At 63.5% G+C, this 19,824-nt stretch carries 21 protein-coding genes; 9 read left to right on the forward strand and 12 right to left on the reverse strand.

What is annotated here, in order from left to right:
- The first annotated feature begins 12 nt into the window (after positions 1-12).
- From CVS48_RS07515 to CVS48_RS07525, 3 genes are read left to right on the forward strand one after another with little or no spacing between them, the layout of a single operon-like run.
- Positions 13-348 carry an ArsR/SmtB family transcription factor gene (locus CVS48_RS07515; protein ID WP_100853898.1) on the forward strand — a complete coding sequence of 112 codons (336 nt, stop codon included), beginning with the start codon at positions 13-15 and terminating at the stop codon, positions 346-348.
- On the forward strand, positions 345-776 hold the full coding sequence (locus CVS48_RS07520; protein WP_100853899.1) for a YeeE/YedE family protein: 432 nt from the start codon (positions 345-347) through the stop codon (positions 774-776). The genes CVS48_RS07515 and CVS48_RS07520 overlap by 4 nt, the downstream gene beginning before the upstream one ends.
- 1 nt (position 777) lies before the next feature.
- Positions 778-1,197 (forward strand): YeeE/YedE family protein, encoded by a 420-nt coding sequence (locus CVS48_RS07525; RefSeq protein WP_100853900.1) that lies wholly within the window; start codon positions 778-780, stop codon positions 1,195-1,197.
- A gap of 93 nt (positions 1,198-1,290) precedes the next feature.
- On the opposite strand, the gene CVS48_RS07530 is transcribed toward CVS48_RS07525, so the two are convergent.
- From CVS48_RS07530 to CVS48_RS07560, 7 genes are all read right to left on the reverse strand, one after another.
- On the reverse strand, positions 1,291-2,559 hold the full coding sequence (locus tag CVS48_RS07530; protein ID WP_100853901.1) for a phenylacetate--CoA ligase family protein: 1,269 nt from the start codon (positions 2,557-2,559) through the stop codon (positions 1,291-1,293).
- Between the two features lie 82 nt (positions 2,560-2,641).
- Positions 2,642-3,496, reverse strand: coding sequence for an ABC transporter ATP-binding protein (locus CVS48_RS07535; protein ID WP_100853902.1), 855 nt, complete (start codon positions 3,494-3,496; stop codon positions 2,642-2,644).
- 60 nt (positions 3,497-3,556) lie between these two features.
- Entirely contained in the window at positions 3,557-4,897 is a 1,341-nt protein-coding gene (locus tag CVS48_RS07540; protein ID WP_100853903.1) for an ABC transporter substrate-binding protein, read from the reverse strand.
- Between the two features lie 244 nt (positions 4,898-5,141).
- On the reverse strand, positions 5,142-6,206 hold the full coding sequence (locus CVS48_RS07545) for a branched-chain amino acid ABC transporter permease (RefSeq protein WP_100853904.1): 1,065 nt from the start codon (positions 6,204-6,206) through the stop codon (positions 5,142-5,144).
- Between the two features lie 26 nt (positions 6,207-6,232).
- Positions 6,233-7,162 carry a branched-chain amino acid ABC transporter permease gene (locus CVS48_RS07550; protein WP_100853905.1) on the reverse strand — a complete coding sequence of 310 codons (930 nt, stop codon included), beginning with the start codon at positions 7,160-7,162 and terminating at the stop codon, positions 6,233-6,235.
- Positions 7,163-7,173: 11 nt separating this feature from the next.
- On the reverse strand, positions 7,174-7,971 hold the full coding sequence (locus CVS48_RS07555) for an ABC transporter ATP-binding protein (RefSeq protein WP_100853906.1): 798 nt from the start codon (positions 7,969-7,971) through the stop codon (positions 7,174-7,176).
- A 5-nt stretch (positions 7,972-7,976) separates the two neighbouring features.
- Positions 7,977-9,953, reverse strand: coding sequence for an AMP-dependent synthetase/ligase (locus tag CVS48_RS07560; protein ID WP_100853907.1), 1,977 nt, complete (start codon positions 9,951-9,953; stop codon positions 7,977-7,979).
- A gap of 168 nt (positions 9,954-10,121) precedes the next feature.
- Here CVS48_RS07560 and CVS48_RS07565 point away from each other — a divergent pair, with 168 nt between their 5' ends.
- The 3 genes from CVS48_RS07565 to CVS48_RS07575 all read left to right on the forward strand — a co-directional run bounded on the left by CVS48_RS07565 (position 10,122) and on the right by CVS48_RS07575 (position 11,957).
- Positions 10,122-10,829, forward strand: coding sequence for a Crp/Fnr family transcriptional regulator (locus CVS48_RS07565; RefSeq protein ID WP_100853908.1), 708 nt, complete (start codon positions 10,122-10,124; stop codon positions 10,827-10,829).
- A 68-nt stretch (positions 10,830-10,897) separates the two neighbouring features.
- Positions 10,898-11,359: a MarR family winged helix-turn-helix transcriptional regulator gene (locus tag CVS48_RS07570; RefSeq protein ID WP_100853909.1), complete on the forward strand. Its 462-nt coding sequence runs from the start codon at positions 10,898-10,900 to the stop codon at positions 11,357-11,359.
- 172 nt (positions 11,360-11,531) lie between these two features.
- Positions 11,532-11,957 (forward strand): organic hydroperoxide resistance protein, encoded by a 426-nt coding sequence (locus tag CVS48_RS07575; RefSeq protein WP_100853910.1) that lies wholly within the window; start codon positions 11,532-11,534, stop codon positions 11,955-11,957.
- A 142-nt stretch (positions 11,958-12,099) separates the two neighbouring features.
- Here the strand turns inward: CVS48_RS07575 and CVS48_RS07580 are convergent, their stop codons facing one another.
- Positions 12,100-12,726 (reverse strand): LysE/ArgO family amino acid transporter, encoded by a 627-nt coding sequence (locus tag CVS48_RS07580; protein ID WP_100853911.1) that lies wholly within the window; start codon positions 12,724-12,726, stop codon positions 12,100-12,102.
- Between the two features lie 181 nt (positions 12,727-12,907).
- On the opposite strand from CVS48_RS07580, the gene CVS48_RS07585 reads away from it, so the two are divergent.
- Together CVS48_RS07585 and CVS48_RS07590 are read left to right on the forward strand one after the other, a co-directional pair.
- Positions 12,908-13,807, forward strand: coding sequence for a LysR family transcriptional regulator ArgP (locus tag CVS48_RS07585; protein ID WP_100853912.1), 900 nt, complete (start codon positions 12,908-12,910; stop codon positions 13,805-13,807).
- Between the two features lie 19 nt (positions 13,808-13,826).
- A complete protein-coding gene (locus tag CVS48_RS07590) occupies positions 13,827-14,324 on the forward strand; it encodes a copper chaperone PCu(A)C (protein WP_100853913.1) in 498 nt (165 codons plus the stop codon).
- A gap of 95 nt (positions 14,325-14,419) precedes the next feature.
- Here the strand turns inward: CVS48_RS07590 and gdhA are convergent, their stop codons facing one another.
- Both gdhA and CVS48_RS07600 read right to left on the reverse strand, forming a co-directional pair.
- Positions 14,420-15,766: an NADP-specific glutamate dehydrogenase gene (gdhA, locus tag CVS48_RS07595; RefSeq protein WP_100853914.1), complete on the reverse strand. Its 1,347-nt coding sequence runs from the start codon at positions 15,764-15,766 to the stop codon at positions 14,420-14,422.
- Between the two features lie 479 nt (positions 15,767-16,245).
- On the reverse strand, positions 16,246-17,034 hold the full coding sequence (locus CVS48_RS07600; protein ID WP_100853915.1) for an exodeoxyribonuclease III: 789 nt from the start codon (positions 17,032-17,034) through the stop codon (positions 16,246-16,248).
- A gap of 131 nt (positions 17,035-17,165) precedes the next feature.
- Here CVS48_RS07600 and pyrE point away from each other — a divergent pair, with 131 nt between their 5' ends.
- Positions 17,166-17,864: an orotate phosphoribosyltransferase gene (gene pyrE / locus CVS48_RS07605; RefSeq protein ID WP_100853916.1), complete on the forward strand. Its 699-nt coding sequence runs from the start codon at positions 17,166-17,168 to the stop codon at positions 17,862-17,864.
- A gap of 74 nt (positions 17,865-17,938) precedes the next feature.
- Here pyrE and CVS48_RS07610 read toward each other — a convergent pair whose 3' ends face one another.
- Together CVS48_RS07610 and gatB are read right to left on the reverse strand one after the other, a co-directional pair.
- The gene (locus CVS48_RS07610; RefSeq protein ID WP_100853917.1) at positions 17,939-18,187 is read right to left on the reverse strand and encodes a hypothetical protein; all 249 of its coding nucleotides are present in this window, start codon (positions 18,185-18,187) and stop codon (positions 17,939-17,941) included.
- Between the two features lie 102 nt (positions 18,188-18,289).
- Positions 18,290-19,747: an Asp-tRNA(Asn)/Glu-tRNA(Gln) amidotransferase subunit GatB gene (gene gatB, locus CVS48_RS07615; RefSeq protein ID WP_100853918.1), complete on the reverse strand. Its 1,458-nt coding sequence runs from the start codon at positions 19,745-19,747 to the stop codon at positions 18,290-18,292.
- Between the last annotated feature and the right edge of the window lie 77 nt (positions 19,748-19,824).

The raw sequence follows: 19,824 nt of genomic DNA on the forward strand, positions 1-19,824 counted from the left end.
CCAGCCCACGCCATGAATGCCTCCCTGACCGAATGCGAGCTTGCGACCTTGCGAGAATCCGCCGCCCAGGCCTGCACGCTGTTGAAGGCGCTGGCCAACGAAGATCGCTTGCTGTTGCTGTGCCAATTGGTGCAGAACGAACGCAACGTGGGTGAACTGGAATCCCTGACCGGCATCCGCCAGCCGACCTTGTCCCAGCAATTGGGCGTGTTGCGCGATGAAGGCCTGGTGTCGACGCGCCGCGAGGGCAAGTACGTCTACTACCAGATGGCCAGCTTCGAAGTCAGCCAGGTCATGAAAACGCTATCCAGTTTGTACTGCGGCCGCGCGATGGAGTCACTCACATGAACCCGGACTGGTCTTCCTTTACCCCCGTCACGGCCACGGTTGGCGGCCTGCTGATCGGCGCCGCCGTCGTGCTGCTGATGACGGGCGCGGGCCGCATCGCCGGCATCAGCGGCATTTTGGGTGGCCTGCTGCCGCCGCAACGCGATGGCGTGTGGCGGCTGGCGTTTCTGGTGGGGCTGTGCGCCGCGCCGTGGCTATACACGCTGGGCGCCGCGCTGCCGGCCATTGTGGTCGAAGCCGGCACGCCGCGCCTGATCGTGGCGGGCCTGCTGGTGGGCATCGGCACGCGCTACGCATCTGGCTGCACCAGCGGCCACGGCGTGTGCGGGCTGTCGCGCGGATCGCCGCGTTCGCTGGCCGCCACCGCGCTCTTCATGGCGGCGGGTTTTGCCATGGTCTATGCCACGCGGCATCTGATGGGGGTGTGACATGACTGCGCTGATCGCTTTCGTATCGGGCTTGGTCTTTGGCTTGGGCCTGATCGTGTCCGGCATGGCCAACCCGGCCAAGGTGCTGGGCTTTCTGGATCTGGCGGGCGCATGGGATCCGTCCTTGGCGTTTGTGATGGGGGGCGCGGTGCTGATCACGGCCGCGGGCTTCGCCGTGCTGCGCCGCCGTCGCGCCAGCCTGACCGGTGAGCCGCTGCGCTGGCCCACCGCCACCCGCATCGACCTGCGCCTGGCATTGGGCAGCCTGGCGTTCGGGGCGGGCTGGGGCTTGGCGGGCTTCTGCCCGGGGCCGGCGCTGGTGGCCGCGGCGGCGGGCGTGCCGCAGGCCTTGATCTTCGTGGCCGCCATGCTGGCCGGCATGGCGATCTATTCCGCGCTTGAAGCGTTAAGAAGCCGGTAGGCCACGCTGGCCCGCCGGCTTGCTGAATGGCTGCGCCGTTCCTGCTTGTAAAGCGGCTGCGTCATTCCTGCCCCTGCAACGGCTGCGCCGTTTCTATTCGTAGGTACGCACATCGTCGATGACTTTGCCGTCGTTGGGCAGGCCGTCGGCGTCCACCCATTCGACATCCGCGCGCAGCTTGGTCACGTCGCGTACCGAGTCCGCGATGCGCTTGGACAGATCGTCGCCGCGCACGCGCGATTCCACTTTCAGCACCATGCGGTCCGATCCGGTGGTGCCGCTGATGACCAGCCGCGCCCGCAAAATTTCCGGATGGCGGCGCGCCACGTCCGCCACCTGCGACGGGTGCACGAACATGCCGCGCACCTTGGTGGTTTGATCGGCCCGGCCCATCCAACCCTTGATGCGCGTGTTGGTGCGCCCGCAAGGCGAAATGCCGGGCAAGACCGCCGACAGGTCGCCCGTGCCGAAGCGCACCAGCGGGTAGTCCGGGTTCAAGGTGGTTACGACGACTTCACCGACCTCGCCGTCGGGCACCGGTTCACCGGTGCCGGGGCGCACGATCTCCACGATGATGTCTTCCCCCAGCACCAGCCCTTGGCGGGCGGGCGTTTCGAACGCGATCATGCCCAGGTCGGCGCTGCCATAGGCCTGATAGCCCTCGATGCCGCGCGCCGCCAGCCAGTCGCGCAGTGACGGCGGGAAGGCTTCGCCCGACACCAGTGCGCGCTGCAATGAATCCAGCTTCACGCCCAGTTCGTCCGACTTTTCCAGGATGATCTTCAGAAAGCTGGGCGTGCCCGTGTAGCCGCTGGGCGCCAGGTCCTGAATGGCGCGCACCTGTTGTTCGGTCTGGCCGGTGCCGCCCGGGAACACGGTGCAGCCCACAGCGTGCGCCGCCGTTTCCATCATGGAGCCGGCCGGAGTGAAGTGATACGAAAAGCAGTTGTAGGCCAGTTCGCCGGCGCGAAAGCCCGCGGCGTACAAGGCGCGCGCAAAACGCCAGTAGTCGGCGCGCGCGCTTTCCGGTTCGTAGATGGGGCCGGGCGAGGCGAAGACGCGCATCGCCTCGCCCCAGCCGATGGCGGAGAAGCCGCCGAAGGTCTTGCCGGGGCCGGTGGCGGCGGCGGCGTCGTCGCGGCTGTGCTGCTGGCGTTCCAGCAGTTCATGCTTGCGCAAGACCGGCAGGCGCGCCAGCGCCTCGCGCGACGTGATGGTGGCGGGGTCGACGCCGCGCAGTTGCTCGGCGATGGCCGGCGCGCGGGCTATCGCCCGGGCAATCGCGGCGGGCAAGGCGGCCATCAGCTCGCGCTCGCGTTGCTCGGGCGCTCGGGTTTCCAGGACATCGAAAAACTCGGACATGGGATCGCACCCTCTCGTGTGCCGTACTGCGGTGTCGTTGCCAGCGGCGGCGCGGTGTGTGCCGGCGTTGCCGCTCCAGGGATCAGGCCAGCCAGCGTTTGCGGCGGCGGTAGAACTTGTTTTCGCGAAAGCTCTTGCGTTCGCCACTGGAAATACCCAGGTAGAACTCCTTCACGTCCTCGTTTTGGGCCAGGTCCTGCGCGGCGCCGTCCATCATCACGCGCCCGTTTTCCAGGATGTAGCCGTAGTCGGCATAGCGCAGCGCAATGTTGGTGTTCTGCTCCGCCAACAGGAAGCTCACGCCTTCGCGCTGGTTCAGGTCGCGCACGATTTCGAAGATTTCTTCCACGATCTGCGGCGCCAGCCCCATCGAGGGCTCGTCCAGCAAGATCATGTTGGGGTTGGCCATCAGCGCGCGGCCGATGGCGGTCATCTGCTGTTCGCCGCCCGACGTATAGCCGGACTGGCTGGTGCGGCGTTGCTTCAGGCGCGGGAAGTATTGATAGACACGTTCCAGCGCCGCGGCGGTGTCGGCGCGGTTCATGTTGCGCGTGTAGGCGCCCGTCAGCAGGTTTTCTTCAATGGTCAGGTGGGCAAAGCAGTGCCGCCCTTCCATCACCTGCACGACGCCCCGCTTGACCAGTTCCGAGGGCGACAGCCGTTCGATGCGCTGGCCACGGTATTGGATATGGCCCTTGGTGACGTCGCCGCGTTCGCCCTTGAGCAGGTTCGAAACGGCGCGCAGCGTCGTGGTCTTGCCCGCGCCGTTGGCGCCCAGCAAGGCCACGATCTTGCCTTCCGGCACTTGCAGGGACACGCCCTTGAGTACCAGGATCACGTGGTTGTAGATCACCTCGATGCCGTTCACGTCCAGCAGCACGTTGGGGGCGGCGGCGGTGGGGGCAGCGGTGTTTGCAGCGTGTGTTGCAGCGGTCATGACGATTCCTGCGGCGTGGTGGCGGCCGACGCCCGCCAGGGCGCCGGCCGCCGGTTCACATCAGTTCTCGCAAGTGCGGGGCGTGATGTTCTTTTCCTTGGCGTACTTGGCCGCGGCTTCCTTGACCATCGGGTCCAGGATGGCCTTGTCGGACTGATACCAGTCAGACACCACCTTGAACTTGGCGCCGTCCCACTGCACGATGCGGGCCCAGTCATCACCCATGTGGTTGTTGCACGAGGTCTTGACCGGACGCATGATCTGGCCAAAGCCCAGCTTGTCCAGCTTTTCCTGCGTCAGGTTCAGGTTCTCGAAGCCCCAGCGCACTTGCTCGGGCGTCATGGCCTTGCCCTTGCCGTACTTCTCTTGCGCCGCGCGGATCGCCTCGACTTGCAGCATGGAAATCATCATGCCGCGCGTGTGGGCGATGGTGTCCAGGGTGTTCTTGGCCGTTTTGTCCGAGCCCTGGCCCTTGTCGTAGACGAACTTCTTCAGGTCGTCGTAGACCTTGTCGCTTTCGGCGCCGCTGTTGTGCACGGTGATGGCGTTGTAGCCCTTGGCGACATCACCCAGGTCTTTCACGTCGCCTTCGGAGCCGGCCCACCAGATGGCGTACATCTTGTCGCGCGGGTAGCCGCTGGCCTGCGCTTCGCGGATGGCGGTCGGCGTCATGATGCCGGCGCTCCACAGCAGCACGTAGTTCGGGCGCGCCTGGCGGATTTGCAGCCAGGTGGATTTCTGTTCAACGCCGGGAGCGGTGACCGGATACAGCACCAGCTCGAAGCCTTCCTTGGCGGCGCGCTTTTGCAGCAGCGGGATCGGTTCCTTGCCATACGGCGAGTCGTGGTAGACCAGGGCGATCTTCTTGCCCTTGAGCTTGTCCATGCCGCCTTCTTTCTTGGCGATGTCCTGGATCATCACGTCGGCGGCGGTCCAGTACGTGCCCAGCAGCGGGAAGTTCCACTGGAACACGCTGCCGTCCACCGATTGCGACAGGCCGTAGCCCATTGTTTCGACGGGCACCTTGTCCTGGATGGCCTTGTCGCTGACCGCGAACGTGATGCCGGTGGACTGGGTGTCGAAGCCCGAGGCCCCGGTGCCCTTGCCCTTCAGGCGTTCATAGCATTCCACGCCGCGATCGGTGGCGTAGGACGTTTCACATTCTTCGTACGTGATCTTGACGCCGTTGACGCCACCGTCGCGCTCGTTGACCAGCTTCAGGTAGTCCAGCTTGCCGTCGGCCCAGGGAATGCCCAGCGGCGCGAACGACCCGGTGCGATACACCAGCAACGGAACGAACTGCTCTTCGGCCGCCATTGCCGGCGTGGCTACGGCGCCGACGGCGCCGGCTGCGGCTACCAATGCCGCCGCCAACTTCAGGTTAAGACGCTTCATCTCCATTTACCTCCTGCGTGGTGCTTGGGTCAGTAAACCCTGGGACACCGGGATTGGCCCGGTCTTGAGCCGGGTATTCAGGATGGTCGCCGTGGCGCTTGTGCCGCCCCGACAGCCGTTGATCAATAAGCTCTTATCGCGTGTTGCTTCAGTGCCTCCGAGTGGGCCCGCGGCGGATCCGGCTTTGCCGGTCCCCAGCGGGGCCCCCTTGAGGGGGAAGCGCCAACGGCGCTTCGGGGGTGGGTCACCTTCAATGAGGGAATGGCCAGATGCGGAGCTTTTCCTTGCCGATGCTCCACAGACGCGCCAGTCCATGCGGTTCCGCAATCAGGAAGAACACGATCAGCGCGCCGAACACCATGTGCTCGATGTGCGCGGCGGTGTCCACCGACAGCGGAATGCCGAGTGCGTGCGGAATGTTCGACAGCGCCACCGGCACCAGCACGATGAAGGCCGCGCCGAAGAAGCTGCCGATGATCGAGCCCAGCCCGCCGATGATGACCATGAACAGCAGTTGGAACGAACGGTTCAGGTCAAAGGCCAGCGGTTCCCAGGAACCCAGGTGGATGTAGCCCCACAGCGCGCCTGCCACGCCCACGATGAACGAGCTGACCGCAAACGCCGTCAGCTTCGCGTACATGGGACGGATGCCGATGACCGAGGCCGCCACGTCCATGTCGCGGATGGCCATCCACTGGCGGCCGATCGCGCCGCGCACCAGGTTCTTGGCCAGCAGGCTGAAGACCACCACCAGAATCAGCACGAACAAGTACTTTTCCAGGGCGGACTGCACCGGCAGGCCAAAGGCCGTAAGCGGGGGCACCGACACGCTGCCCGAGGACGAGTAATTGGTGAAGAAGGGAATGCGCAGGAAAGCCCAGTCCACGAAGAACTGCGCGGCCAGCGTGGCCACCGCCAGATAGAGACCCCGGATGCGCAGGCTGGGGATGCCGAAGATCACGCCCACCAGGGTGGCAAAGCACCCGCCCAGCAGAATCTGAAGAAGCAGCGGCATGCCGGGAAAGCGCACGCCGAAGTTCCAGGCCGCATACGCGCCCACCGCCATGAAGGCGCCGGTGCCCAGCGAGATCTGGCCGCAATAGCCAACCAGAATGTTCAAGCCCACCGCCGCAAGCGACAGGATCAGGAACGGAATCAGGATGGCGCGCAGCAGGTAGTCGGAAGACAGCGCCGGCACGGCAATGAACGCCACCGCCAGCAGCAGCCAGATGAAGATGCGGTCCTGGCGAATCGGGAAAATCTGCTGATCCGCCCGGTAGCTGGTTTTGAACTGGCCGTTTTCGCGATAGAACATGTTTTTATCCTAGAGGGCCTGGTGGTTTACACGCGGTCGATGATCTTCTCGCCGAACAGCCCTTGCGGACGGAACAGCAGGAACACCAGCGCCAGCACATAGGCGAACCAGATTTCGATACCGCCGCCCACGAGCGACCCCAGGTAGACCTCGGACAACTTTTCCCCCACGCCAATGATCAGGCCGCCCAGAATGGCGCCCGGCACCGACGTCAAGCCGCCCAGAATCACCACCGGCAACGCGCGCAGCGCCGCGGTGGACAGCGTGAATTGCACGCCGAACTTCGACCCCCAGATAATGCCGGCCACCAGCGCCACCAAGCCCGCCACGCACCACACGATGACCCAGATGCGGTTCAGCGGAATGCCGATGGATTGCGCGGCCTGGTGGTCGTCGGCCACTGCGCGCAGCGCGCGGCCGGTGGACGTGTATTGGAAGAACAGCGCCAGCGTCGCGACCAGCAAGGCCGCGATGACGGCTGCGGTCAGATCTTCCAGGTTGATCAACAACCCACCTTCAAAGACCGAGTCCAGGATCAGCAGCGGATCCTTGGGCATGCCCACGTTGATGGAATACACCGAACTGCCGAACGTGATCTGGCCCAGGCCGTCCAGGAAGTAGCTGATGCCCAGCGTCGCCATCAACAGCGTGGTGGCTTCCTGGTTGACCAGGTGGCGCAGCACGTAGCGTTCGATGGCCACCGCCAGCACGAACATCACCATGGCGCTGACAATGAACGCCAGCACGTTGGCCAGGATCAGGTTGTCAAAGCCGAGCCAGCGCGGAATCCATTCCGAAAAGCGCGCCATGGACAAGGCCGCCACCAGCACCATCGCGCCCTGCGCGAAGTTGAAGACGCCGGAGGCCTTGAAGATCAGTACAAAGCCCAGGCCGATCAGCGCATACATCATGCCGCTCATCAAGCCGCCGAATAAGGTCTCTAGAAAAAATCCCATGTCTGTCCGCCTTAGTGCGACACGCCGAGATAGGCGCGGATGACGTCTTCATTCGCGCGGACTTCGTCCGGGCGGCCATCGCCGATCTTCTTGCCGTAGTCCAGCACCACCACGCGGTCGGAAATATCCATGACCACGCCCATGTCGTGCTCGATCAGCACGATGGTGGTGCCGAATTCGTCATTCACATCCAGGATGAAGCGGCTCATGTCCTGCTTTTCCTCGATGTTCATGCCGGCCATGGGCTCGTCCAGCAGCAACAGGCGCGGTTCCATCGCCAGCGCGCGGCCCAGGTCCACGCGCTTTTGCAGGCCGTAGGGCAGACGGCCCACCGGCGTTTTGCGATAGGCCTGGATTTCCAGGAAGTCGACGATGTTCTCGACGAATTCGCGGTGCTGGGTTTCTTCGCGTTCGGCCGGACCCAGGCGGAACGCCTGCGAGAGCAGGCCGCACTTCATGCGCAGGTTGCGGCCCGTCATGATGTTGTCCAGCACGCTCATGCCTTTGAACAGCGCCAGGTTCTGGAACGTGCGCGCGATGCCCATTTCGGCGGCGCGCCGTGGGTTCATCTTCGAGAAGCGTTCGCCGCGAAATTCGATGCCGCCTTGCTGCGGCGTGTAGACGCCGTTGATGACGTTCAGCATCGAGCTTTTGCCGGCGCCGTTGGGGCCGATGATGGCGCGAATCTCATGCTCTCGCACGTTGAAGGAAATGTCCGTCAGCGCCTTCACGCCGCCGAAAGACAGGGAGATGTTCTGCATGTCCAGCATGACGTCGCCGATACGCTGGTCGCGGTCGTTGTTGCTCATGATCTCTACGCGGCTCGGGCTGTGATGGCGGGGAACGTCTTGACGGGTCGGATCTTCAGGTCGGCCGAGATCTTGCCGGTGCGTCCGTCTTCGAACTTCACTTCGGTTTCGATGAACTGCGACTGCTTGCCGCCGAACAGCGCGTCGATCAGCACGCCGTACTTCTGTGCAATGAACGCGCGGCGCACCTTGCGCGTGCGGGTCAGTTCGTCGTCGTCCGGGTCCAGTTCCTTGTGCAGGATCAGGAAACGGCTGACTTGCGAGGCGCACAGTTTCGGGTCGGTGGCCAGGTCGGCGTTGACCTGCTCCACGCATTCCGCGATCAGTTGGTAGACCTCTTCCTTGGCGGCCAGGTCGGTGTAGCCGGCATACGGCAGGCCCCGGCGCTCGGCCCAGTTGCCCACGGCTTCCAGGTCGATATTGATGAACGCGCAAACGTCGTCGCGGTCGGCGCCAAAGGCCACGGCTTCCTTGATGTGCTGGAAGAACTTGAGCTTGTTCTCGATGTACTTCGGCGCGAACAGGCTGCCGTTGGCCAGCTTGCCGACGTCTTTCGCACGGTCGATGATCTTCAACTGCCCGTCGGTATCCAGGTAGCCCGCATCGCCCGTGTGGAACCAGCCGTCGGCGCTGCGCGCTTCGGCCGTGGCGTCTGGGTTGCGGTAGTACTCCTTGAACAAGCCGGGGCTTTTCACCAGGATCTCACCGTTGTCCGCCACGCGGATTTCAACGCCTGCCACCGGCGGGCCGACGGTATCGTCGCGCACCTTGCCGTCGGGCTGCACGCACACGAACACCGACGTTTCCGTCGAGCCGTACAACTGCTTCAGGTTGATGCCGATGGACCGGTAGAACACGAAGAGGTCCGGGCCGATGGCCTCGCCCGCCGTGTAGGCGACGCGCACGCGGCTCATGCCCAGCGCATTGCGCAAGGGGCCATAGATCAGCGCGTTGCCGATGGCGTAGCGCAGGCGGTCCCAGGCGTTGACGGATTCGCCGTCCAGGATCTTGGTGCCGACACGACGCGCCAGGTTCATGCAGGCGCCGAACAGCTTGCGCTTGATGTAGCCCGCGTCTTCCATGCGGATCATCACGTGCGTCAGCAAGCCTTCCAGCACGCGCGGCGGCGCGAAGTAATAGGTGGGGCCGATGTCGCGCATGTCGATCGCCACGGTGTCGGGCGATTCGGGGTGGTTGACGGTAAATCCCGTGACCAGCAACTGCGTGTACGAAAACATGTTCTGGCCGATCCAGGCGGGCGGCAGATAGGCCAGCACGTCTTCCTGGTCGGTCAGCTTTTCCATGTCGGACACGGCGCGCGCGCGGTCGATCAGTGCATGGTGCGTGAGCACCACGCCCTTGGGCTTGCCGGTGGTGCCCGAGGTATAGAACATGGCGGCCGGGTCGTGCGGCTGCACGGCGGCGATGGCCTGGTCCAGGTATTGGGGATGCTGCGCGGCGTATTGCTGGCCCAACGTCTCCAACTGCTCATAAGACTGCAGCATGGGGTCGGAGTAATGGCGCAGCCCGCGCGGGTCGTCGAACACCACGTGTTTCAAGGCCGGGCATTGCTCGCGCACTTCCAGCATCTTGTCGACCTGTTCCTGGTCTTCCACGACGGCCACGCTGATCTCGGCGTCTTGCAGCACGTAGACCATTTCCTGCGCGACGGCGTCCTGGTAGAGCGGTACGGGAATCGCGCCCAGCGATTGCGCGGCCATCATGGCCATATAGAGGCGCGGGCGGTTCTCGCCGATAACGGCAACGTGCATGCCGGGCCGTATGCCCAGTGACGCGAATCCGTTCGCAACATGGCGCACATGCGCCGCCACCTCGGACCACGTCAGGGTTTGCCAGATTCCCAGATCTTTCTCTCGAATCGCGGGCCGCGACCCACGAACATTGGCATGCGCGAACAGCAGCGCTGGAAAGGTGTCCAGCGCCGCCGGCACCTGTGCGGATGCGGGCGATGAATGTGCCACGTTGTCTCCTCCGGTTTGGGCACACCGTGCCAGGCGCCGCGGGAGCGACTATGGCGAGAAGGGGCTTGACCAGTTGGTTTTAGATTTACGGCAGGACTTAAGGTATAAGGTTGGGTTGCTACCAACTGTCACCATCGCGACATTCAAGGAACTTTTAGGGTATTCCCGATGCAGCTATCCGACTCCCTTCAACTTGCCGCGGCGTGGTTTCGCGTGCTCAACGCCGAGCAGCAATCGCGCGTCGAGCGGGACCTCTCTGTGCAGCAAGTCGTTGCCGGATCGATCATAGAGCGCAAAGGTGAACTCGCACAGGCTTGGATTGGCGTATTGGCCGGTTTGGTCAAGGTGTCGGTCGGCAACGCGGAAGGCAAGGTGGCGTCGTTGACCGGCGTACCCGCTGGCGGCTGGATCGGCGAGGGCTCGCTGCTCAAGCGCGAAGACCGCAAGTACGACATCGTTGCGCTGCGTGATTCCGTCGTGGCGCGGCTGCCGGCGCCCACGTTCGATTGGCTGCTGGACACCAGCATTCCCTTCAACCGCTATTTGCTGCATCAATTGAACGAGCGCGTGGCGCAGTTCATCGGCAAGGCGGAGTACGACCGATTGCTGGACCCTGACGCGCGGGTAGCCCGCTGTCTGGCCGAGCTGTTCAACCCTTTGCTGTATCCCGGCATGGGCATGCGCCTGACCATTACGCAGGAAGAGGTCGGCTATCTGGCCCGGGTGTCGCGCCAGCGCGCCAACCAGGCGTTGCGCAAGCTGGAAGAGGCAGGCCTGCTGAATGTGGAATACGGCGCCGTGCGCGTGCTGAACCTGGATGGCTTGAAACAATACGGGTCGGACCGCAGCACCGTCGACGGCGAGCAAGCGGCCTGAACGCGCGGGGCGCGACATCTTTAAAAAAAACCCTTGACGTTAAATAGTGCGCTATTTAATATTGCACAATGAAATCTCGATCCAAAGCCAAAAGCGCATTCAACCCGCTGCTGCTGGACAGCCAGTTGTGCTTCGCCCTGTACTCGACTTCGCTGGCGATGAACAAGGTGTACCGCAAGCTGTTGCGCGGGCTGGACCTGACGTATCCGCAGTACCTGGTAATGCTGGTGCTGTGGGAAGGCGATGACATCACTGTGACGGATATCGGCGACCGCCTGTTCCTGGACTCGGCTACGCTCACGCCGTTGTTGAAGCGCCTGGAAGCGGCGGGTTTGGTGACGCGCAAGCGCGCCGTGGACGATGAACGCCAGGTGATCGTCGGGCTGACGGAACAGGGTCTAGCGCTGCGAGAGCGCGCCGAAACCGTGCCGCATTCGGTGGCGTCCGCCGCGCAATGCACGCTGGACGAGGCGCAGGGCATGATGAAAGCGCTGCACGCATTGCGGGTCAAGCTGGTCGAAAGTATTTGAAGTGTGGGGTGATGCGTGTCATCATCCGGTCTAATAAGTAGTGCACGATATAGTTGTGCGCTATTTAAATAGCAAAACGGATTTGCAGGTTTGCAAGTCTTCAGTAAACGCCGAAGCGGGAGGGCCCGCCAGGCCTGGCAGTTCAACTTTTATCCTACAAAGGAAACGCACCATGTCTATCGAAAAAGTTCTGTATCGCGCCAATGCCACCGCAACCGGCGGCCGTGAAGGCCGTGGCGTCAGCGATGACGGCAACCTGGACGTCAAGCTGACCACGCCGCGCGAGCTGGGCGGTTCGGGCGCTGCCGGCACCAACCCCGAACAACTGTTCGCCGTCGGTTATTCCGCCTGCTTCCTGGGCGCCATGAAGTTCGTGGGTGGCCGCGACAAGATCGCCATTCCGGCTGACGTGTCGGTGAACGGCATCGTGGGTATCGGCGCCATCCCGACCGGCTTCGGCATCGAAGTCGAACTGAAGATCTCGCTGCCGGGCATGGATCGCGAACAGGCCGAAAAGCTGGTCGCCGCCGCGCACATCGTCTGCCCGTACTCGAACGCCACGCGCGGCAACATCGATGTGACGTTGACGATTGTCTGATCCGCTAAGGTTCGGCCGGTCAGTGTGATCGGGTCACGTTGATTTGCTCACGTTGATCCGGTCGCTTGATGACGAAAGTTGATGGCGAAAGCGCCACCCCTCCTTCACAGGACGGGTGGCGCTTTTTTTTGGGTGGCGTTTTTTATACGCCCTTGAACGCCAGGCTGATGGCCAGCCCGATCATGACCACGGCAATCACGCCATCCAGCACGCGCCAGGCCAAGGTGCTGGAGAAGAACGGCGCGAACAGGCGTGAACCGATGCCCAGCACGGCCAGCCACAACACACTGGCGGTGAAGGCGCCGGCGGCAAACGCCATGCGGGCGTCGTCGAACCCGTGGGCAAGCGAACCCACCACCACCATGTCCAGCCAGAAATGCGGGTTCAGCAGCGTGAAGCCCAGCGCGCCAAGCATCGCGGCACGGCGCGAGGGCGCCACGTCCCGCGCGGCGGCCAGGCCGCCCGTTGCCGACAGGGCACGGCGCGCGGATTGAAGCCCGTACCAGGATAGAAAGGCAACGCCGAACCACAGCACGGCGGTGGTCAGCCAGGGAAACCAGGTGGTCAAGGCTTGCAAGCCCGACACGCTGGCGAAGATGAACACGGCATCAATCAGCGCGCAGATGGCGACCACGCTGAGCAGGTGCGCGCGCATCAAGCCCTGACGCAGGATAAAGGCGCTTTGCGCGCCCACGACCGCGAACAGGCCCAGCCCGGTGGCCGTTCCGCTGGCCCAGGCTGTAAGGAAGAGGGGGGATGTGGCGAACATGATGCAAATACCTGTGACTGCAGCGCCTGTGGCGGCGCTTTGATGTGGGTGCTGAAGCTGCGGTGCGGCGCCGCGCGTGTCGCGCGGGGGGCATTGCGCAGTTCGGCAATTGCGTATTTTCCCTTGCCGTATTAATGAAATACAGCTAATTTTCCTTCACTATATTAAGCAGAACTAATCCATGAAAATTGACCACGGCAACCTGCGAGCGCTGGCCGCGGTAGTGCGCGAAGGCAGCTTTGAGCGGGCCGCGCTGTCCTTGAGCGTGACGCCGTCGGCGGTATCGCAGCGGATCAAGGCGCTGGAAGACCGCATGGGCCGCCTGCTGGTCCAGCGCACGGTACCCGCCGCCGCCACGGTCGACGGCCAGGTGCTGGTGCAACTGGCCGAGCAGACGGCGCTGCTGGAGCACGACGCATTGAATCGGCTGGGTGTGTCCGACGACGACGTGCCGCACGCCAGCATCCCCATCGCGGTCAATCACGACAGCCTGGAAACCTGGTTTGTCGAAGCCGCGTTGCTGTTTTCAACCCGCACGCGCGCCACCTTGGACATGCAGTCCGAAGACCAGGACCACACTGCCGCGCTGTTGCGCAACGGCTCGGTGCTGGGCGCGGTGACGACGCTGGCCGATCCGGTCCAGGGGTGCCGGATCCATTCGCTGGGCAGCATGCGCTACGTGGCCACCTGCACGCCCGACTTCCACAAGCGCTATTTCGCCCAAGGCGTCAACGCGCAGACGCTGGCGCAGGCGCCGGTCTTGGTGTTCAACCGCAAGGACGCCTTGCAGGCACGCTTTGCACACAAGATCTCGGACCCGGCGCCCTGGCAGCCACCCGTCTGGTGGGTGCCGTCCACGCGCGCTTTCGTGCAAGCCACCCTCGGCGGCCTGGGCTGGACCATGAACCCGCTGCCCTTGGTGCAAGAGCACCTTGATGCGGGTCATCTGATGCTGCTTCGGGGCCGCGCCTGGGAAGATGTGCCGCTGTATTGGCAACATTGGCGGGTAAACTCCGAGGCGATGGAAGCCTTGACCGATTCGGTTCTGTCGGCCGCCCGCAGCTTGGTCCGGCGGCGTTAACCCACTAGGAGACACCCCCATGAACATCCGCAAATTCGCATGCATTGCCGCGCTGAGCCTGTGTACGGCCGGTTCGGCGTGGGCGAAGGACTATAAGGTTGGCCAGATCGAAATCGACGATGTCTGGGTGCGCGCGTCGGCGCCGGGCCAGTCCAATGGGGCGGGGTATATGGACATCGATAACGACGCCAAGACCGAAGACCGCCTGCTGTCGGTGTCGTCCGACGCCGCCGAGCGCGTCGAACTGCACACCGTGCTGACCGAGAACGGCGTGTCGAAGATGCGCCAGGTGGAAGGCGGCATCGTGGTGCCGGCCGATGCCGAGGTCAAGCTCAGCCCGGGCGGCTATCACGTCATGTTCATCAAGCTGCGCGCGCCGTTCAAGGATGGCGCCACCGTGCCCGCCACGCTGAAGTTTGAAAAGGCTGGCGAAGTCGCCGTGCAATTCAAGGTCAAGCCGGCGTCGCACAATCCGGGCATGAGCATGAACCACGATCACGGCGCCATGAAGCACTAAGCGTGTGTCATTGACGACGGAATAACAAGAATGGCGGCCTGATGGGCCGCCATTTTTTTTGGGCCGCCACGCTTATGTGACGGCCAGCGCCAGTATCAGTAGAGGCCCTGCTGGCGCATTGCGTCGGCAACCTTGACGAAGCCGGCGATGTTGGCGCCGTCCAGGTAGTTGACGTATTCGCGTTCGCTGTGGCCGTGGCGCACGCAGTTTTCGTGGATGTCGCGCATGATGGCGTGCAGGCGCGCGTCCACCTCTTCGCGGGTCCACGACAGGCGCGCGGAGTTTTGCGCCATTTCCAGGCCCGACACCGCCACACCGCCCGCATTGCTGGCCTTGCCCGGCGCGTACAGGACGCGCGCGGCGATGAATGCCTTGGCGGCATCCAGCGTAGCCGGCATGTTGGCGCCTTCAGCCACGCACAGCACGCCATTCTTGATCAGCGTTTGCGCGTCGGCCAGTTCCAGTTCGTTCTGGGTGGCGCAGGGCAGGGCCACGTCCACCGGCACATGCCACGGGCGCTTGCCCGCTTCGTACTTCAGGCCAAATTGCTGGGCATAGGTATCCAGGCGGCCGCGCAGGTCGTTCTTGATGTGCATCAGCGCCACCAGCTTTTCGTGCGTGAAGCCGGCGTCGTCCACCACGGTGCCGTTGGAATCCGACACGGTCACCACCTTGGCTCCCAGCGACATGGCTTTTTCGATGGCGTACTGCGCCACATTGCCCGACCCGGACACGGACACGCGCAGGCCGTCGAACGACTTGCCCACCCGCTTGAGCATTTCTTCGGCGAAGTACACGGTGCCGTAGCCCGTGGCTTCGGGGCGGATCAGGCTGCCGCCAAAGGTCAGGCCCTTGCCGGTGAAGACGCTGGCGGTCGAGTTGGACAGTTTTTTCATCATGCCGGCCATGAAGCCGACTTCACGCGCGCCCACGCCGATGTCGCCGGCCGGCACGTCGGTGTCGGGCCCCAGGTGGCGATACAGCTCAATCATCAATGCCTGGCAGAAGCGCATGACTTCGGCGTCGGACTTGCCCTTGGGGTCGAAGTCGGACCCGCCCTTGCCGCCGCCCATGGGCAGCGTCGTCAGCGAATTCTTCAGCGTCTGTTCAAACGCCAGGAACTTGAGGATGGACAGGTTCACCGACGGGTGAAAGCGCATGCCGCCCTTGAACGGGCCGATGGCCGAGCTGTGCTGGATGCGGAACGCGCGGTTCACCTGGGCCTGGCCCTGGTCATCGGTCCAGCACACGCGGAACTGGATGACCCGCTCCGGCTCAACCAGGCGCTCAAGCAGGGCGTGGTCGGCGTAGTGAGGGTGCTTTTCGATGAAAGGCCACAGGCTATGCATGACCTCCTGGACGGCTTGCATGAACTCGGGCTGCTGCGGGTCGCGCGCGGCGACGCCACGCAGGAAGTCGTCCAGACTCTGCACTTTCAACATGATTTCCTCGGGGGTGCTACGAATGGGTGCGTTCTGCGCCATTGTGGGGCGCGGATTAATTATTCTGGTGCATAAACAGCACCGTCATGGTGCGCAAGTGTATGGGAAATTTGTTGCCCTGCGCAAAGGTGCGAGAACGTCTTAGTGCGTTGAAAAGAAAGCGTATTTTCTTTTCATAAAATGGGGACGCATGTATAGAGAATTGCGGCCTTGGTGCGGGAAAATGGCCAGAATTTCAGGGCAGGCGTTGATTTCGCTGGGGATTTTAATGTGTCCCCGTTTTGTGGCAATTAAGGCGGAGAGCTGGAATCGCCCTTAGACCCCGCAAACAAAGGGGTTTGCCGCCAAGTCACGGGTTGGTAACCGCCTCACGGATAAGCTATACGTCCCTGATTATTTTTTTGATCGGAACGTGATGTCTGGCGCCCGTGGCGCCGGTCGACATCGGCGGACGCGCCGCGCGCGCCCGCTTTCACCTATCAAAGCGTGGTGTCGTAATCGATCGTCAACGGCGCGTGGTCGGAAAAGCGCTCGTCCTTGTAGATGGCCACGTTGCGCGCGCGGGCGGCAATGCCGGGCGTGGCGATCTGGTAATCGATCCGCCACCCGACGTTCTTGGCCCAGGCCTGGCCACGGTTGCTCCACCAGGTGTACTGGTCGGGGCGGTCATCGATGGTACGGAACACGTCCACGAAGCCGCGCTTGTCGAAGACATCGGTTAGCCACGCGCGCTCTTCGGGCAGGAAACCCGAATTCTTCATGTTGCCCTTCCAGTTCTTCAGGTCGATTTCCTTGTGCGCGATGTTCCAGTCGCCGCAGATGACGAACTCGCGGCCGGTGGTTTTGTGCTCGTGCATCAGGGCGTCGATCCAGGGAGCGAAGCGGTCCAGGAATCGGTACTTGGCCTGTTGGCGTTCGTCGCCGCTGGAGCCCGAGGGCAGGTAGGCGCTGACCACCGACAGGTTCTTCCAGTCGGCGCGGATGATGCGGCCCTCGGGGTCGAATTCTTCGCAGCCCAGGCCGATGTTCACGCGCTCGGCGGCGTTGCGCAGGTAGATGCCCACGCCGCTGTAGCCCTTTTTCACCGCGTGGTGGAAGTGGCCGGTATAGCCAGGCGGATGACGCAGGTCGTCAGTCAGGTCCGACTCGGCGATCTTGATTTCCTGAAGGCAAAGTATGTCCGCCGCATGCTTTTCCATCCAGGGTTGCAGGCCCTTGCGGAAAGCGGACCGGATGCCGTTGAGATTGATCGACGTGATGCGCAGCAAAGCGAAACTCCTGTAAAGCGGCCCGGGGGCCGGAACAATGCCAGGAATTTAACCGACTCGGCGCCGTGGGCAGGGAATAGCCCCGACAACGGATAAAATGCGGGGGTTTGCCATTCACCGGACCCACTCGCATGCCCGCCGCCACTCCTGCCACCCCGTCTTCCGCCACGCCTCAAGAATTCGTCCGCTTCGCCCTTGATGAAGGCGTGCTGCGCTTTGGCAGCTTCAAGGTCAAATCGGGTCGGATCAGCCCGTACTTCTTCAATGCCGGCCTGTTCAACAGCGGCCGCGCGGTCGGCAAGCTGGCGCAGTTCTATGCCCAGGCGTTGCTGGATTCCGGCGTGCAGTTCGACATGCTGTTCGGCCCGGCGTACAAGGGAATTCCGCTGGCAACCGCAACGGCGGTGGCGCTGGCAGGGCACCCGGCGATGGGCGGCCGCAACGACGTGCCGTTCGCCTACAACCGCAAGGAAGCCAAGGACCACGGCGAAGGCGGCACCCTGGTCGGCGCGCCGCTCAAGGGCAAGGTCGTCATCATCGACGACGTGATCACGGCGGGCACGTCAGTGCGCGAATCGGTGGAAATCATCCGCAACGCGGGCGCCGAACCGGCCGCCGTGCTGATCGCCCTGGACCGCATGGAACGCGCCGGCCCGGATGACGCGCTGTCCCCCCATTCCGCCGTGCAGGACGTGGCCAAGACGTACGGCATTCCGGTGGTGGCGATTGCATCGCTGTCGGACATCATGGCCCTGCTGCAAGACGACGCCTCTTTCGCGGAAAACCGCGATGCGGTACAGGCGTATCGGACGAAGTACGGGGTGAAGTAAGCGGTTTGGATGGGCACCGGGCCGCTGCCCCGCGCCCGGTCATCCATAGCGCGCCACGGGCTCGGCGACGGTTTTCATCGCTGGTCCTCGGTTACCCAGGCGCGGAGTTGTTCGTCCGAGATGCCTCGGTTTAAGGCGAAGCCCCGCAACGCCAGGATCGCGTCGTACATGTCTTCGGTCATATCAGGATTCGCCGGGCGAATGTAGGCGCGTGCCTTGCCGTCCTTCACGATGACGATGCGCGCACCGTTCTGTGCAGCCACGATCAACGTCTCAAGCTGTTTTGCAACCGCTTCCTGCGGCACTTCGATGTAGTCAGACATTGGGGATCTCCGATCAAGAATTGGCCATCCCCATTCTTGGCAAAAGAAAAGGCCGCGGCAATGTGCCGCGGCCTTTTGTCGGACTGATCCCTGTCTTGGCTATCAGCCGCCCAGCTTTTCCTTGAGCAGGTCGTTCACTTGCTGCGGGTTGGCCTTGCCGCGTGCGGCTTTCATGATCTGGCCCACCAGTGAATTGAACGCCTTTTGCTTGCCGGCCCGGTACTCTTCGACGATGGCCGGGTTGGCGGCCAGCACGTCGTCGATCATGGCGCCGATGGCGCCCGTGTCGCTGATCTGCTTCAGGCCGCGTGCGTCGATGATGGCGTCGGCGTCGCCGCCGTTTTCACCGGCCCACATGGCGCCGAAGACTTCGCGGGCGATCTTGTTGGAGATCGTGCCGTCGATGATGCGGCTGATCAGAGCCGCCAGCGCGGGTGCCTGCACGGGCGAATCGGCGATGCTCTTTTCGTCCTTGTTCAAGGCGGCGGAGACTTCGCCCATGACCCAGTTCGCGGCCAGCTTGGCCTGGCCCGCCGGCAGTGCGTTGGCCACGGCCTGGAAGTAGGCGGCCAGATCGCGGCTGACCGTCAGTTGGGCGGCATCGTAGGCGGGCAGGCCGTATTCCGATTCGAAGCGGGCGCGTTGCGCGGCCGGCAGTTCGGGCATGGCGGCGCGCACTTCATCGACCCATGCGCTGGAGATCACCAGCGTGGGCAGGTCGGGGTCGGGGAAGTAGCGGTAGTCGTGCGCGTCTTCCTTGCTGCGCATGCTGCGGGTTTCGTCGCGGTCGGCATCGTACAGGCGGGTTTCCTGCACGACCGTGCCGCCGTCTTCGATCAGTTCGATCTGGCGGCGCGCTTCGTAGACGATGGCGCGTTCCAGGAAGCGGAACGAGTTGACGTTCTTGATTTCGGTGCGGGTGCCGAATTCTTTTTGGCCGACCGGGCGCACGGACACGTTGGCGTCGCAGCGGAACGAGCCTTCCTGCATGTTGCCGTCGCAAATGCCCAGCCACACGACCAGGCTGTGCAGCGCGCGGGCGTAGGCCACGGCTTCGGCGGCCGAGCGCATTTCGGGCTCGGTCACGATTTCCAGCAGCGGGGTGCCGGCGCGGTTCAGGTCGATGCCGCTGGCGGGCGAGCCGTTGGCCAGCGTGAAGTCGTCGTGCAGCGATTTGCCGGCGTCTTCTTCCAGGTGGGCACGCGTCAGGTTGACGGTTTTTTCTTCTTCGCCGACAAAGAACGACAGCGTTCCACCCACCACGACGGGCAGTTCGTACTGGCTGATCTGATAGCCCTTGGGCAGGTCGGGGTAGAAGTAGTTCTTGCGCGCAAAGACCGAGCGCGGCGCGATGGTCGCGCCCACGGCCAGCCCAAAGCGGATGGCGCGTTCAGCCGCGCCCCGGTTCATGACGGGCAGGCTGCCCGGCAAGGCCAGATCCACTTCATTGGCATGCGTGTTGGGCGCCGCGCCGAATTGCGTGCTGCTGCCCGAAAAAATCTTGGAGTCGGTGGAAAGCTGGGTGTGCGTTTCCAGGCCGATGACGATTTCCCAGTTCATTATCTGTAGTTCCAATCAGTAGTGCCGCGGCTGCGGCGCCGGGCCGCCCGAAACGCCGGCAGTCCCCAGGGGGGACC

It is taken from the genome of Achromobacter spanius (assembly GCF_002812705.1).
Lineage (GTDB): Bacteria > Pseudomonadota > Gammaproteobacteria > Burkholderiales > Burkholderiaceae_B > Achromobacter > Achromobacter spanius.